Source organism: Chryseobacterium binzhouense, from assembly GCF_007474545.1.
Lineage (GTDB): Bacteria > Bacteroidota > Bacteroidia > Flavobacteriales > Weeksellaceae > Chryseobacterium > Chryseobacterium binzhouense.
This window is the reverse complement of record NZ_VKOG01000002.1, coordinates 284,724-299,747: the sequence shown is the minus strand read 5'-3', so window position 1 is coordinate 299,747 and position 15,024 is coordinate 284,724. Positions and strand designations below refer to the sequence as shown.

The 15,024-nt window shown below is 36.5% G+C and carries 15 protein-coding genes; 4 read left to right on the top strand and 11 right to left on the bottom strand.

Annotated elements, in window-relative coordinates; translation table 11 throughout:
• Positions 1-16: 16 nt before the first annotated feature.
• Entirely contained in the window at positions 17-1,225 is a 1,209-nt protein-coding gene (locus tag FNE73_RS07155) for an NADH:flavin oxidoreductase (protein ID WP_143884066.1), read from the bottom strand.
• Between the two features lie 108 nt (positions 1,226-1,333).
• On the opposite strand from FNE73_RS07155, the gene FNE73_RS07150 reads away from it, so the two are divergent.
• The gene (locus tag FNE73_RS07150; RefSeq protein WP_143884065.1) at positions 1,334-1,882 is read left to right on the top strand and encodes a TetR/AcrR family transcriptional regulator; all 549 of its coding nucleotides are present in this window, start codon (positions 1,334-1,336) and stop codon (positions 1,880-1,882) included.
• Between the two features lie 96 nt (positions 1,883-1,978).
• On the opposite strand, the gene FNE73_RS07145 is transcribed toward FNE73_RS07150, so the two are convergent.
• The 10 genes from FNE73_RS07145 to FNE73_RS07100 form a co-directional block, all read right to left on the bottom strand.
• Positions 1,979-3,049: an iron-sulfur cluster-binding domain-containing protein gene (locus FNE73_RS07145; protein WP_143884064.1), complete on the bottom strand. Its 1,071-nt coding sequence runs from the start codon at positions 3,047-3,049 to the stop codon at positions 1,979-1,981.
• Between the two features lie 105 nt (positions 3,050-3,154).
• Positions 3,155-3,559, bottom strand: a complete 405-nt coding sequence (locus tag FNE73_RS07140) for a helix-turn-helix domain-containing protein (RefSeq protein WP_052217452.1) — start codon at positions 3,557-3,559, stop codon at positions 3,155-3,157.
• A 102-nt stretch (positions 3,560-3,661) separates the two neighbouring features.
• Positions 3,662-3,901, bottom strand: coding sequence for a heavy-metal-associated domain-containing protein (locus FNE73_RS07135; protein ID WP_038330917.1), 240 nt, complete (start codon positions 3,899-3,901; stop codon positions 3,662-3,664).
• 106 nt (positions 3,902-4,007) lie between these two features.
• Positions 4,008-4,517, bottom strand: coding sequence for a plastocyanin/azurin family copper-binding protein (locus FNE73_RS07130; protein ID WP_143884063.1), 510 nt, complete (start codon positions 4,515-4,517; stop codon positions 4,008-4,010).
• 185 nt (positions 4,518-4,702) lie between these two features.
• Positions 4,703-6,058 carry an MFS transporter gene (locus tag FNE73_RS07125; protein ID WP_143884062.1) on the bottom strand — a complete coding sequence of 452 codons (1,356 nt, stop codon included), beginning with the start codon at positions 6,056-6,058 and terminating at the stop codon, positions 4,703-4,705.
• Between the two features lie 351 nt (positions 6,059-6,409).
• Positions 6,410-6,751: a four-helix bundle copper-binding protein gene (locus FNE73_RS07120; protein ID WP_038330913.1), complete on the bottom strand. Its 342-nt coding sequence runs from the start codon at positions 6,749-6,751 to the stop codon at positions 6,410-6,412.
• A gap of 376 nt (positions 6,752-7,127) precedes the next feature.
• Entirely contained in the window at positions 7,128-7,511 is a 384-nt protein-coding gene (locus FNE73_RS07115; RefSeq protein WP_143884061.1) for a hypothetical protein, read from the bottom strand.
• A 63-nt stretch (positions 7,512-7,574) separates the two neighbouring features.
• Positions 7,575-8,516, bottom strand: coding sequence for a cation diffusion facilitator family transporter (locus tag FNE73_RS07110; protein WP_143884060.1), 942 nt, complete (start codon positions 8,514-8,516; stop codon positions 7,575-7,577).
• Between the two features lie 87 nt (positions 8,517-8,603).
• Positions 8,604-11,015: a heavy metal translocating P-type ATPase gene (locus FNE73_RS07105; protein ID WP_143884059.1), complete on the bottom strand. Its 2,412-nt coding sequence runs from the start codon at positions 11,013-11,015 to the stop codon at positions 8,604-8,606.
• A gap of 89 nt (positions 11,016-11,104) precedes the next feature.
• Entirely contained in the window at positions 11,105-11,668 is a 564-nt protein-coding gene (locus tag FNE73_RS07100; protein WP_038330902.1) for a helix-turn-helix domain-containing protein, read from the bottom strand.
• 211 nt (positions 11,669-11,879) lie between these two features.
• On the opposite strand from FNE73_RS07100, the gene FNE73_RS07095 reads away from it, so the two are divergent.
• The 3 genes from FNE73_RS07095 (at position 11,880) to FNE73_RS07080 (ending at position 15,023) form a co-directional block, all read left to right on the top strand.
• Positions 11,880-12,725, top strand: a complete 846-nt coding sequence (locus FNE73_RS07095; RefSeq protein ID WP_038330900.1) for an RteC domain-containing protein — start codon at positions 11,880-11,882, stop codon at positions 12,723-12,725.
• Between the two features lie 429 nt (positions 12,726-13,154).
• Entirely contained in the window at positions 13,155-13,436 is a 282-nt protein-coding gene (locus FNE73_RS07085) for a helix-turn-helix domain-containing protein (protein WP_143884236.1), read from the top strand.
• 105 nt (positions 13,437-13,541) lie between these two features.
• A complete protein-coding gene (locus tag FNE73_RS07080; protein ID WP_143884058.1) occupies positions 13,542-15,023 on the top strand; it encodes a DUF3945 domain-containing protein in 1,482 nt (493 codons plus the stop codon).
• Position 15,024 lies beyond the last annotated feature (1 nt).

The following is a 15,024-nucleotide window of genomic DNA, read 5'->3' as shown; positions in this document are numbered from 1 at the left end:
CTTTTTTAATTATAATTTATACAGGTAGTTTAGAAGAAGTGGCGTATTTGGGTATAAAAACACAGTTGGTTGTCTGAAAAACAGTGGACATACATTTATTGCATTGAATACATCTTCCTCTTCCCAACGGATTATCTTTTAATTTATTGATGATATCAGGCTCGCGAAGTAACGCCCTTCCCATCGCAACAAAGTCAAAACCTTCCTGCATAGCCGTTTGCAAATGCGCATAATCATTAATTCCTCCCAACAGAATCAGTTGGGCATTTTTCACTACTGTCTGGAATTGACGAGCCGATTTAAGCATATAAAGATGTTCGTACGGGTATTCACCTAACACTAATTTTCCAAACCATTTTACCCCCAATCTGAAAATTCCTTTCTGTGTTTTTGACATGCCCTCTAAATCAGTTTCACCTCTGAACAGATACATTTGATTTTTTACCGAAGATCCCATCGTTAGCTCAAACGCATCAACAGCGCCTGTTTCGTCCAGAATTCTTGCTGTTTGTGTGGACTCATCTAACCAGATTGAGTTTTTAATACCATCATCCATAGACATTTTAACAATAATTGCCAGGCGGTCTTTCACCCGTTCTTTTACCGCAAGGAGGATTTCTTTTGCAAAACGTGTACGATTTTCAATAGAACCGCCGTATTCATCTTTTCTTTTGTTGATCCAGGGACTAAAAAAAGAAGATACCAGATATAAATGTCCAAAATGAAGTTCGATCGCATCAAAATCGGCATCAGCAGCGACTTCTGCGGCATCCGCAAATTGCCTGATAATGGTTTTCATTTCCTCTCGGCCGATTTCACGACAAACCTGAAAACTAGAAGGACTTCTAAACCTTGACGGAGCGATTGGTTGTACACCTGTGATTTGTTTGGTGGCCACGGGACCGGCATGCCCTAACTGTGCGGAGGCTTTTCCGCCAGCCTTATGCATCGCCTGCGTAAATTGTTTGAGGCCTGAAATATTTTCACGAATCATCAAAATTTCTCCCGGTGCTGCAAAACCTTCTGCGGAAATAGCGCAGTAGGCAATAGTTGTCATACCAACCCCTCCTTGTATAAAGCCCACATGGAAGTCTATTAATGCTTGTGTAACTTTTCCGTCAGGGCTTCTACCTTCACTAGTTGCCGCTTTTATAACCCGATTCGGAAGAATAATAGGTCCTAGTTTTGTGGGTGAAAATACTTTATCAGGATTAATTGCATTCATAGGATATTGAAGTTATTGTTTCTTATCAAAGATAAACAAATAACAAATAAATGTTACATAGTGTAACATTTAAAAAATTATTAATTTTGCACCAATTAAAATCATTATATGAATTTGAAAGCTAGATCCGATTCTGTTCAAAATAAAGTAAAAATTGTAAAAACTGCTTTGAATCTATTCATGGAGAAAGGAATAGATATTCCATTGACTGAAATTGCCAAAGAATCTGATGTTTCCAGAATGACTTTTTATCGTCATTTTCCGGATCGGGAAGCTCTTGTGTCGGCAGTATTTCATTACAATCTAGATCAACTTGATTTATACGCTAAAGCATTGCATGAAAACAAAAATGGATTCTATCTGTTGTTAAAAAAGGTATTGATACAACGGGTGGAATATCATAACTTTTTACCTTATATCAACGGACAGGAACAAACCTTGACTTCTTCCAGATTGTTTGAGATTTTCGAAAAACCAATTCAACTCGCAAAAAATAGCAACTTATTACGAGATGACTTTTGTTGTGAAAAAGATTTACTGATATTAATATCAATGGTAGGTGGCGCAGTTGCATATGTTCAGATGTCTGGTCAATCTGCCATTGAGCGAACATTAGAATTGCTTATGAACGGAATTAAAGTAGTTACAAAAGAGTAAGTTGCACATCTCTAGCTATTTCGATATGTCGTCAGTATTTTAATATCAAATTAAAGGCTTAACAGCATATTATTTAATCAATATCGTTTTTCTTATTCACGATACAGTTACACATACATCCGCATTTGTCGGATAGCTTTGGCACAATAAAATTATTCCCTCGGCAATATCCTGTTCTGTCAGAGCCCCATTATGGAGCATCCGTACTTCGCCATCTGTTTTTACTGCCCAACAAGCCCCACAGGTTCCGTTTTTGCAGGAACTCGCTACTTTGATATGATGCTCTTTCATTGCATCCAAAAGAGATTGCTTCGGCTGCACCTCAATGAGTGATGTGCATTCATAGGTCTGCTTTTCATCATTCTCGTAGTAGTCCTCATAGTAATTTACAATCACATCTTTTACAACACCGTCAGTTTCCAAATCTCCCACATCAACTGGAACTGGGTCGAAATATTCCAAATGAATATTTTCTTCTGGAATATTCAGTCCTGTTAAGGCATTTTTATATAAATCCATTAAGCCGGTAGGTCCACAAATGTAGTAATGGGCATCGTTTATTTCAGGAACAAGTCGTTTGATTATGGAACGAAGTACCAATAGAGAGAATCGTCCTGCAATATGATTGATTTTAGTAGAGATAAATTCGGGGGAAGTAAAGGAATAGCATATTTCGAGACTTTCATTTATCTCTAAAGTTTCCAGTTCATTATAAAAAATAGTTTCACTTGGCGTTTTATTACTGTATATCAGTAAGGGAATTTGACGACTACTATCAATACTATTGAGCATAGAGAATAAAGGTGCGATACCGCTACCACCGGCCAAAAGAACTATTTTGGATTGTCCAGCTATTGTATCTTCCAAAACAAAATTCCCAAACGGTGCTTCAATTTCCCATATTTCTATTTGGTCTGCATTTTCAAAAATATAGTTACTCATTTTTCCTCCAGTTACTCTTTTTACTGTAATAGCTGGATTAGGATCTGAGGGTTTGGAACTAAATGAATACGACCTAATTACTATCTCTCCATCTATGGTGCATCTGATGTTTAGATACTGACCAGGCAAGTAGGAAAATTGTTGTTGATCTGTTTCAAAGTATATGGTCAGAGTATCCTGTGTTTCCTTCACAGTTTTATGGGTTCGCCACGTAAATTTCTTCATTTTAAATAATTTCTATCTGCTTTGTTATCTTTAAAAGGAAACCTCTACTTGTTGTTCACAAAGAGAGGTTCATCAAAACATGATATTTGATAATTAAATTTCGTTTTACTTTTCTTGCTGTCTTCTGATAATTGCCAGCTTGTTTTTTCTTATCTGTTTGAAATGGGCAGACGTTAATCCTGTATAGGTCTTTAATTGCTCGGTAAGCTCCGAAGCTTTTTTATAACCTAACGATTTTGCAATTTGCGTGATAGTTTGCTCGGTATATACCAGCAATTCTTTTACCTTTTCAATTATTCGCTTTGTAAATATAATTTCAAGGCTGACATCACATTTTAAAAGAAACAGATTGTTCAGTTCTTGATAATCCGTATTGAGTTCGCTTGTTATCTGAATCGCAAACGGAGCAGATGAACCTGTATCCAATTGGGTCTGAATAATCTGATCTGCTACCCGGTGTACTTTCGTTATTACATCCGAACAGTCACCTAATTTTAATTGATGTAACATAACTTTTTATGTTAGAGATTGGGAAACACTGTTTTGGTACCCTAAGAGTAAATGGAGAAAAGCCCAGGGATATATTCAGCAAATCCCCGAGCAATATTGAACTTACACGCAGCAAGAGCAGCTTGACGTTTTTTCGCTATCTCCGCCATCTACTTTGTAGCCAGCTTTCTCAATAGCCTGGACCAACTCTTGTTTCACACTATCATTCTCTATTGAAACAGCAAGTTTCCCTGCTTCTAATTTTTCAATAGTAACGCCATTAATATCTTTGATTGCTCCATTTACTCTTGATTGGCAGTGAGCACTTTGCATGTCTGGTATGCTTAATTCCAAATTTTTCATTTTATCTTATTTTTAATGTTTAACAAATTTCCGTCTTAATTTGATACTTATTATTATGGTATTCCTTGTAAGATTTGTGACTTTTACTGATTTTAAAATTATGATTTTATTCTACAATGAACTTACCCTTCATATAGATGTAGTGGCCTGGGAAAGAGCATAAAAAATCATAAGAACCTTTTGCAGGAGCAGTAAAAGTAATTTCGGCAGTTTGTCCACCACCAATCATATCTGTTTTGGTAATAACGGCTTTTTCCATTTCTTTTGGAATATAGCCATTATCTTTAGCGTTGATTGCTGCATTAGCGAAAGCATTGAAGTCTGTACCTTGTGCAAGAATAACAACATTATGTCCCATTGCTTCAATCGGAGCTTTTCCGGTATGCTTAAGAATCAGCTTTACAGTTTGTCCTTCTTTTACTTTAAGTTCGGTTTTATCAAATTTCATATCATCACCGCCACTGATGGTCAACTCAACTTCGTTTGCTTGTTCTGTCGGGACAGTTGTTTGTTCTAATACAGGCTGATTGTTTTCCTGTACACTTTGTTCTGTTTTCTTATTGTTGTTACAGGCAGTAAATATGATTACTGACAAGCCTAAAACTAACTTTTTCATTTTCTATGTAATTTTAAAATTGTTATCTGATACTGCAAATTTCAGCACAATTGTTATCCTAAATATTATGCAATTCCTTTTTAGATTTATGATATTTACTGAATTGCAAAATTGTATTGTTGATGCAATGCAAAACACCCGTTGTAATTATTACAACGGGTGTCTGTTCCTCTAATTTTATAAGGTTACTTTTGACTATTTGGAATGCTCAATACGATAATAGTACCAAGAATTGCAGGTATTGCCCACACGGCAAAATTAGCAAAGTTGGACAGTTCTGATGCGATAAGAATACCGCCAAGAATGATTGCAACTGCTGCACCTATACGACCTACTGCAAGGATAGTACCTAAAGCTGTACCACGAGTGGCATCGGGATAATAGGTAGCGATAAAGCCATTCAACAAAATTTGTGCACCTATGGAGCCGAAACCAACTACGGCTACAAGCAGGTAAGTAAGGCTCATAGACCATCCATTACCGTCTCCTGTACTAAAGCCAAGAGCCATTAGGAATAATGCAATGCCTGCCATCGCAAATGCCGCTGAAACAACTCTTTTTGCTCCGAACTTGTCTGCCAATGGGGAAGCAATTAGCGAACCTGCTACTGCTCCAGCATTCGTGACCAACAAGAACGTTAATGCTGAAGTAGCCGAATAACCTGCAATAGTTAATAACGTAGGCAACCACGTATTAAGTCCATAGATTAAAATCTGACCAGAAATAGCTGCGAGCAAAAACACAATTGTAATCAATGCCCAGCGACCTGTAAAGATTGCCAATAAAGGATTGCGTTTTTTTTCGACTTGCCGAACTTCTTTTTTAATTGGCGAAGTTGGTTCTATGGGTGTTAAGCCGTATTCTGCTATAATTGTATCTGCTTCTCTAATGCGACCTTTTGATCTTAAATATACCGGACTTTCAGGGAGATAATAGAGTAATAGTGGTACAACGGTAATTAATGGCAATGCACCGATCCCTAACATTCCACGGAAACCAATTGTTTCTACTAAACCGATAGCCAACAATGCGGCGAAAATACCTCCCATAGAATAACCGGAAAACATTAAAGCGTTATTGAAATTTTTACGCCCTGCTCTTGAAAACTCTACTGTTGTAGCTACTGCTGTAGGGATTACACCACCGAGACCTAAACCAGAAATAAAGCGAAAAAGCCCGAACAGAAACGGTGTAGGAGCCAACGCCGTCGCAATCATAAAGAGAGAAAAAAATGTGACTGCTCCAATTAAAACTTTTCTACGTCCAATTAAATCTGTAAGGTAGCCAACAGTAAGTGACCCTATTGCCATTCCCACAAGAGCCAGACTATTTATAGAGCCTGTTTCAGCGGTAGTTAACCCCCATGCTTCATAAGCTAGAATAGATTTTACTATTGTTCCGTATACTACTAAATCATAGCCATCAAATACTAAGACGATAAATGCTAATGCAATAACAATGGCTGGGGATTTTTTTATTTTAGTTTTAGAGTGATTGGACAAACCTGTCTCAAGGGCACTCTCTTGAATATTTTGTTTCATTATTAATATTTGTAAGAATTAAAAAATTGTTTATCAATTTGAGTTGGATTGGTATTTGCCAAACCCAGAAAAAGTAAAGTGTATTATCGGGTTTGAATATAGTCCTCAACAGTGACAACAACAATCAGATTTCTCACTGTGGTAGTGAGTTAATCCAAAAATAATTCTATTAATAATGTTCAACATTTTGTTTTTACTTTAATTATAACTTCTATACTGCAAATTTCGGTATTGCAACCAAGCTTTCCATTATACTTTTCTTTATTAGTTTTATGATATTTACTGATTGTACAAGACATAAAAAAAAGAGGATGTAATACCCTCTTTTTTTTTCGAAAAATACTTATTAGATTATGCTGCCATCATTTCTTCACAAGCTTGAGCACATTTTCTACAAGCTTCGGCACATTCTCTACAATGCTCCATTCCCATAGCAACATGTTTTTCACATTCTTCAGCACAAGCGTTGCAAATTTCCATACAAAGTTTGCAAATGTCTTTACTAAATTTACCGTCAAGACTTAGAATATTGGCTGCTGCCTGACAAATTGCAACACATTCTAAATTGAGTTGAATACATTTTTTTAGATGAGCTACTTCTTTCTCATTTAAGCAAGCAATAGCACACTGGTTACAGATCGCCACACAGTCAAGGCAGGCTTCTATACACGATTGGAATTTTGTCTGTATCATAATAAACTTTTTAGATGAAATTCTAAATTACTGTTACTTTATGAAAATACAGTTGTAACATTTTTTATAATTTTTGTAAGATTTACGGATTTAAGTTAAAATTAAAAAAAATAATTAACAATAAATCAAACTTTTATACAGACCAAATGCTTATGGTTATATCTCAAAAATCAGTTTGCTTAACTGTTTTTTTGAATTAGAAAATGTTATTAAAATTTAAAACACAACCTCACTATTAAATGTAAAAACAATTGCATTTAAATAATTACTTCAGTTTATTACATTTATAATTATCATTAAAATAAAAACAAAACGGCAATTCCTCTTTCAGAAACCACCGTTTTAGCAAACGTAATAACAATAAAGCTTATAATGATTACTTTTTCAACTTGTCTGCAGGTGGATTATAATCAGGTAAAGAAGTTACCCTTACCGTATCTACCCCAGCAATATCCCAAGTGATAGGAATCATCGTCATATACTCACATTTTGGACACATATCGCCTTCAGATCCTACCATTTCCTTATGTCCAGGACAACCGGTTATCAAGTGTCCGTGGGCATCGATCAATTCACCTTTTTCATTTCTGTCTTTAGCCGCAATTTTATCGGCAGACTTCTCAACTTGTTGTTCTGTAGCGTGGTTATGTCCATCGCCTTCTGTATGTGCGTGTCCGTCTTTTCCTGCTTTTGTATCACCTCCACAAGCAGTAAAGAGAATGGCTAAAGAGGCTAAAGCCGATATCATTAATTTGTTCATTTTCATTTTATTTATTTTTTAAAGATTAAATCTTATTTAAGTACTATTGAATGATTTTTAAGTTTAATGCTGATGGTCATGTGCTGAAGGAACAGCTTTTACACTACATAATATTGAATTATCATGTTGATGTTGGGGTGTCTCTAATTGAATAGTTACGTGATTAATACCTAAATGTTCCAATTCATGTTCTATTTTTCGAAGAAGTAGCTCACTTTGACCAATTGTCATTTGTTCATCTACCACAGCGTGACAAGTAAGCGCATTTAACCCACTTGTAATTGTCCAAATATGCAAATCGTGGATAGCTTGGACACCATCGGTTTTTAAAATTTCGTCTGCTACCTTCTCAATTTCGATATTATCAGGTGTTCCTTCCATTAATACATGGACAGATGATTTGGTAACCAGATATCCACTTCTTAAAACCAAGATAGAGACGATAATACTTGCTAAAGGATCTGCCCAACCCCATCCGAAAAACATAATAAGTAAGGCTGCGATAATTGCACCTACAGATCCTAGCATATCACTGATAACATGCAGATAGGCACCACGCATATTGAGGTTTTCTTTTACATCCGCTCCACGCATCATGATCCAGGCCACCAAGATATTAACCAGTAATCCTATAAATGCTACAATCAACATCCCACTAGACTGGATTTCTGGCGGACTCTGAAAACGTTCAATAGCCTCATAGATAATATATCCAGAAATCAATATTAGTGTTGCACCGTTGATAACGGCTGCCAATATTTCAAAGCGTTTATATCCATAGGTTTTAGCATAATCGGCTATTTTGCTACTGAATTTAAAAGCCATTAATGCAATGAACAAAGATATAGCATCGCTCAACATATGTCCGGCATCTGCCAATAGTGCAAGACTATTCGTAATCAATCCACCAACAACCTCTACAATCATATAGACTGTAATGATCACCAAGCTGATGGTTAATGTCCGTTTATTCGCGGTATGCGAGTGGTTATGCTCTTGTCCCATATTTTTATAATTATTGTTTTGCTACTGCAAATATCAGCAGCAAAACGTTTTAAACTATTTCGATATTTTTTGTTTGATTTGTAAGATTTACTTCTTCCACTTCAAGCGCAAGCTGTTACTCACCACACTTACACTACTTAAAGCCATTGCAGCTCCTGCAATCATCGGATTCAATAAGAAACCATTAATTGGATACAATATACCTGCTGCAATTGGAATACCTATAAGGTTGTAAATAAAAGCCCAGAACAAGTTTTGTTTGATGGTAGCTACTGTTTGTTTTGACAATCTGATCGCTTGTGGAATCTTAGTCAAATCGGAAGAGATGATGGTCATTTTTGCTACGTCCATCGCAATATCGGAACCTTTACCCATTGCGATACTTACATCGGCTGTTGCCAAAGCTGTACTATCGTTGATACCGTCACCGACCATTGCAACTACTTTGCCTTGGGCCTGTAGTTCTTTTACAAATTCTGCTTTCTGATGTGGTAATACTTCTGCTTTATAATGACCAATTCCAGTCTGCTCAGCAATAGCTTTTGCTGTTGCTTCATTATCGCCTGTAAGCATGTATAAATCAATACCCATACCTTGCAATTCTTTAATTGCGGCTACTGAAGTTTCTTTAATTTTATCAGAAATAGCCACTACAGAAAGTGCTTCTTTACTATTGGCAAACCAAATTACCGTTTTAGATTCTTTACCCCATTCATCAGCTTGAGATTGTAACTGAGTAGGAATACTAATGTTATTTTCAAACAATAACTTTTTGTTTCCAACATAGTAAGTTTCGTTATTGTAGTCGGCTTTTGCACCTTTACCTGTAATACTGTCAAATCCACTCAAACTTACGGTTGATGTACCTTCTAAGTTTTTTACTACCGCTTCCGCTAATGGATGCTCTGATTGTTTTTCAATACTCAACAAAATATTCTTAGTAGTATCATCATTATTCAACCACGTAATACCGGTTACTTCTGGCTTACCTTCGGTAATGGTTCCTGTTTTATCTAAAATGATAGCTTGCACTTTTTTAGCCAATTCCAAACTTTCAGCATCTTTAATCAAGATACCTTTCTCTGCACCTTTACCAACGCCTACCATTATCGCAGTTGGAGTAGCTAATCCTAAAGCACAAGGACAGGCAATAACCAATACCGTAACGGCGGCTAACAGACCTTGTACAACTCCATTGTCCCCGCCTAAAATCAACCATAAAACGAAAGTCAAAATGGCGATACCAATTACTACAGGAACGAAAATACCTGCAATTTTATCAACTAATTTTTGCACTGGAGCTTTACTACCTTGCGCATCTTGCACCATTCTGATGATTTGTGCAAGCATAGTTTCTTTACCCACTTTCACGGCTTCAAATTGGAAGCTTCCTTTTTGATTGATGGTTCCGGCAAATACTTTTTCTTTCTCTTTTTTCAATACAGGAACGGGTTCGCCACTCAACATACTTTCATCTACATAAGAGTTACCAGATATCACCATTCCGTCCACAGCAATTTTCTCACCTGGCTTTACTAAAATAATATCGCCAGCATTTACATCTTCAATAGCCGTTTGTTTTTCTGTACCATCTTTTTGAATGACGATAACGGTTTTAGGCTGTAATCCCATCAATTTTTTGATAGCAGTCGAAGTATTTCCTTTTGCTTTTTCTTCTAATAACTTACCTAAAAGAATGAAGGCTATAATAACCGCTGCAGCTTCAAAATACACGTGGGGGTGAATGCCTCTTGCCATCCAGAAATCCATAAATACCATATTGAAAACACTGAACAGATAGGCGATACCAGTGCTCAACGCTACTAAAGTATCCATATTAGCAGATTTGTTTTTGGTTTGCTTCCAGGCATTGATAAAAAAATCACGACCAATCCATAACACTACCGGAGTAGAAAATACCAACATAATTTCATTGGCATAAGGCATATCCATAAAGAACATTCCTATAACAACTACAGGTAATGATAGAATGATCGCCCAAGTGGTTTTATTTTTTAACTGTTTGAATTTCTTTTCGTGGATGGCTTCTAATGTTTCTTGTTGTTTAGATTCATCTTCAATCAACAAGTCATAGCCTCCAGCTTGAACAGCTTTTCGAATAGCATTGGCATCTGTCATATTTGGAAAATATTCAACAGACAGATTTCCAGTAGCAAAGTTTACAGAAGAATTAACAACACCAGGTACATAACGCACCACACTTTCTGCACTACCTGCACATGAAGCACAAGTCATTCCCAAAACCGGAAAACTAGCTTTTACTGTTGGTACACCATAACCTAAATCTCTTATGGCATTTACAGCATCAGCGACTACTTCTTCTTCCTTAACCGTAATAGCAGCTCTGCGATTATTGATTTCAACTTTTTGACTTTCAACGCCTTTTACTTGCGCTAGTCCTTTTTCGACTATCAATGCACAGTGTTCGCTTTCTACATCCTCTAGAGGTATGTAAATTATTTCTTTATTTGTTGCCATATTTCGATTGCTTTATTTTACAATACAAAATTGACAATAAATAGATAGATATTTATTGTGAAATTATGGGTTTGATTTGTAAGATTTACTTAAACCTCGTCTAAAGGCTTACGTTTGTCTTCTCGAATTTGTTTAAAATGGCTAGGTGTAAGACCTGTTACCTTCTTGAACTGATTACTTAGATAAGCCACACTTGAATAGTTCATGCGATCGGCAATTTCACTTAATGATAACTCATCATAAACTAAAAGTTCTTTCACTTTTTCTACTTTTTGAGCTATAAAATATTTTTCAATAGTTGTACCCTCAATATCAGAAAACAAATTAGAAAGATAATTATAATCATTATGTAATGCATCACTTAAAACATCGGAAAGATTTGTTTTTACGTCATTGTCCTGATGATGTACCAATTCAATGATAACGTTTTTTATCTTCTCAATCATGCGACTTTTCTTGTCATCAATGACCTGAAAACCTAAGGGATCTAACGCACTTTCTATTGCTTCTCGTTCTTTTGTAGTCAGATCTTTCACGAGAGAAACTTCTCCCAATTTTATATTACTAGCCTCTAAACCGAGCTTATCGAGTTCGTTCTGAACAACGAGAATACAACGGTTGCAGACCATATTTTTTATAAACAATGTCCCCATATATCACAAAGTCAGTTTTTAATTTACATAAATACACAAATACAAATTTATGATTAATAATTTAGTATTTATCGTTTATGGGTGGTTAAGTGATAAACCGCCGATGAAAAACGATTAAAATCTTTCCCATTGTAGGGACACATTGGTTATTAAATTACTATTTATTGGTAAAATTTGTGTGATACCGATATTGATAATAAAATCTTCCTTTATGAGAAAGTCAATAAACAATATTGTTAGCGAAATTCAGGAGCAAGAACGGAAACTCTCAGTCACGTGCTCGGGACTAATTGAAGAAGCTTTTCAAATGACGGTCTTTCTTCAGGAGCTATTGGTTTCGGCAAAAGAATATGTGTTAAGTTCGGGATTTGAGAACGAGGCAAAAGAGATTGAATTCTTTAAAATGACTAAGCCCCAAATCCTCGGAAAGCTAATTTACTATAATAAACTGTACCGGATAGAAACCTCGTGCCCGGTCAATAATGGAAAAATCTACCGCAACTATTTCTCGAAACATTTAACAGAGCTGAAGATTGAGTTCAGGGAACATATCTGCAATTCCCACTTTTACCGATACTACCGTTCAGGCAGAATAGATAAAGACCAAGAATATTTTAAACGGGGGCAGATAAATTACCTCGAAGGGCTTAATAGTTATGTGTTTGAAATCGACCCGCTTTTCTCAACCTATTACGATTACAAATTAGCTCGTATTCTCTCCAACGACCTGTTATATGCCTACCTCTTAACCAAAATCAGTCCCGAAGAAAACTCTGATACATTTTTCAGCAGCACCAGCGAAATTAAAGAGCTATCTTGGACGGACAGCAAGAATGCTTTGATTGAGCTAACGTATGCCCTATACGCATCTGGTGCTATTTCGGACGGTAAGTTAGGCATCCGGAAGCTCACTGCTATTTCACAAGTGTTGTTTCGAATACCACTGACCGATGTGCATCACGCATTCCACCGTATGAAAACCCGTGCAGGCTCTCGCACCTTGTTTTTAGACCAGTTGAAACAGGCATTGGAAGAATATATGGATAAGGACTTATAAACACCCCATCAATAAAGAGTTTAAAAGCGATACGCATCCCGTATTGCTTTTTTGTGTTTACACTTGCCCATATATGCCAATTGGCATATATAGGCTTGTTTTACCATGGCTCAAATCGGAAAATCTAACGAAAGCCTTATTAAATAAGGCTTTCCGTCAAATTGTAAAATTTTCAAAAAACCGCTAAACCAATTGGCAAGGCTTGGCAGACAAACACTGCCACCTTTCTCAATTTTGCATTGTAAACATTAAAGAGCAATGCGATGAAAATTATAACTATTGAAGCAGCAGCAGGGATACAGCTTAATAACTGGATAAATACTATTACTGATTATCTACAAAGGCTGAATGATACAAGCTAAGATGACTTATGGCAAAAGGCAGAAAGCTGAAAACAGACAAAAAAATAAATCCTTAAAAACATGTGCTATGAATATTGATAGAATGGAATTTATATCGTGGATGGAACGCATCATGGACAGATTTGATATGTTGGGCGACAATATTGACGATTTAAAAAAGAAACGAAATACCATTGATGGAGAGGAACTACTCGACAATCAGGATATTTTGCAAATGCTGAAAGTCAGTAATCGTTCTCTGCAACGTTATCGCTCTATTGGGAAGCTCCCATATTACACGATTAGCGGGAAATTGTATTATAAATTATCAGATGTACATCAGTTTATCAGAGAGAGCTTTAATAAATAGAACAGAACGCCAATGAAAGCCAAACATTTCCATTGACTGCCACTTTAGGCTAAGCAGGAAGCACTTCCTTTACTTTCGGCATAAAAACTTTAAAATTTTCAGATTATGAGCGAAGAAACAAAGAAACAGGAAACCTCCGAGCAATCTGTTCAGAACGCACCAGAACAACTGTCGGACATACTGTTAATATTGGATAAGGAAAAAATGAAAATCCAAGCCGTAAAGAGCATTGACGAAAACGGCAAAATGGAAACCGTTGACCCTACTAAAAAGAACCAATCTGATTTTATGCGTGTGGACAAACACGGCGATTTCGTTTCCAATTTCCTATCCAATTTTTGGAGACAGCTAAAAGATCCTACCAATTTCACATTCTTTAAAGTGCCGGCAGGAGAAGCTGTAGAAAAGGCAAAAAAATTTCAAAAACAGGTAGATAACCCTACACCGGAGGGTAAAAAAGAAATGGAAAAACACGAGGTGAAAAATGAACCCGAAAAAGAACAAAAACAAGAAAATAAAAATGATATGGCAACAACACAGACAACACCGGAAACAAACGAATACCGTTTCAAGCCAGAACAGATTGATTGGGAAACAATGAACAATCTCGGATTAAGTAAGGAATACCTTGAAAAAAAGAACCTCCTTGAACCATTATTGAAAGGTTACAAGACCAATGAGCTTGTACCCATTAGCGTTAATCTTGGCGGTGCGGTAGTTCGCACAGATGCCCGTTTATCGTTACAGCCTACACCGGATGGAAGTATCGTGGCGGCAGTACACGGTATCAGACGTGAACCCAACTTAAACTTTGAGTTCTTTGGACACAAGTTTAACGAAGAAGACAAAAAGAACTTGCTCGATACGGGTAATATGGGGCGTGTGGTAAATTTGAAAAATCCCAAAACAGAAGAAATGATGCCGTCCATTATCAGTGTGGACAGGCTTACCAATGAGCTGATTGCTTTAAAAACAGAATTTATCAAAATCCCTGATGAATTAAAGGGGATAAAACTGAACGATGTGCAAAAACAAACCTTAATGGAGGGGAAACCTCTGTTTATCGAGGGAATGATTTCTACAAAGGGAACCACCTTTGATGCAAATGTTCAGTATAATGCTGACAAAAGATTTGTTGAGTTTTTGTTTGACAGAAACAACAATAACCAGCAATCCCAAAATAAGCAACAAAGTAATAAGCAAACCAGTCAACAAAAGCAATCGCACGAAGCTCCGAGAACTTTCAGAGGTAAGGAACTGACTGATGAGCAGTACAACAAATTCAAAGACGGACAAACCGTATATATTGAGTTGAAAGACAAAAAGGACCAGCCCTACCAGGGTTACATCACTTTCAATAAGCAAGATGGAAAAACCAATTTTGAGTTCCCAAATCAATATAAGGAACGTGTAAAACCTACCGAAGCTCACAAAACACAAACTGCGGTTAATTCTGAAGGAAAAACCAACGAAGCAACCAAAAATGTGAAAGAACCTTTGCAAAAAGGACAGCAAAGACCAAAAAATGAAAAGCAACAGGAAAAACCCCAAGCTCCAGCAAAATCAAAAGGTAAAAAAGTAAGTTAGT

Excerpts from the sequence above, each read along its gene's own strand:
- FNE73_RS07155 (WP_143884066.1), bottom strand. The coding sequence starts at position 1,225 with ATGAATGCAATTAATCCTGATAAAGTATTTTCACCCACAAAACTAGGA.
- FNE73_RS07150 (WP_143884065.1), top strand. The coding sequence starts at position 1,334 with ATGAATTTGAAAGCTAGATCCGATTCTGTTCAAAATAAAGTAAAAATT.
- FNE73_RS07145 (WP_143884064.1), bottom strand. The coding sequence starts at position 3,049 with ATGAAGAAATTTACGTGGCGAACCCATAAAACTGTGAAGGAAACACAG.
- FNE73_RS07140 (WP_052217452.1), bottom strand. The coding sequence starts at position 3,559 with ATGTTACATCAATTAAAATTAGGTGACTGTTCGGATGTAATAACGAAA.
- FNE73_RS07135 (WP_038330917.1), bottom strand. The coding sequence starts at position 3,901 with ATGAAAAATTTGGAATTAAGCATACCAGACATGCAAAGTGCTCACTGC.
- FNE73_RS07130 (WP_143884063.1), bottom strand. The coding sequence starts at position 4,517 with ATGAAAAAGTTAGTTTTAGGCTTGTCAGTAATCATATTTACTGCCTGT.
- FNE73_RS07125 (WP_143884062.1), bottom strand. The coding sequence starts at position 6,058 with ATGAAACAAAATATTCAAGAGAGTGCCCTTGAGACAGGTTTGTCCAAT.
- FNE73_RS07120 (WP_038330913.1), bottom strand. The coding sequence starts at position 6,751 with ATGATACAGACAAAATTCCAATCGTGTATAGAAGCCTGCCTTGACTGT.
- FNE73_RS07115 (WP_143884061.1), bottom strand. The coding sequence starts at position 7,511 with ATGAACAAATTAATGATATCGGCTTTAGCCTCTTTAGCCATTCTCTTT.
- FNE73_RS07110 (WP_143884060.1), bottom strand. The coding sequence starts at position 8,516 with ATGGGACAAGAGCATAACCACTCGCATACCGCGAATAAACGGACATTA.
- FNE73_RS07105 (WP_143884059.1), bottom strand. The coding sequence starts at position 11,015 with ATGGCAACAAATAAAGAAATAATTTACATACCTCTAGAGGATGTAGAA.
- FNE73_RS07100 (WP_038330902.1), bottom strand. The coding sequence starts at position 11,668 with ATGGGGACATTGTTTATAAAAAATATGGTCTGCAACCGTTGTATTCTC.
- FNE73_RS07095 (WP_038330900.1), top strand. The coding sequence starts at position 11,880 with ATGAGAAAGTCAATAAACAATATTGTTAGCGAAATTCAGGAGCAAGAA.
- FNE73_RS07085 (WP_143884236.1), top strand. The coding sequence starts at position 13,155 with ATGAATATTGATAGAATGGAATTTATATCGTGGATGGAACGCATCATG.
- FNE73_RS07080 (WP_143884058.1), top strand. The coding sequence starts at position 13,542 with ATGAGCGAAGAAACAAAGAAACAGGAAACCTCCGAGCAATCTGTTCAG.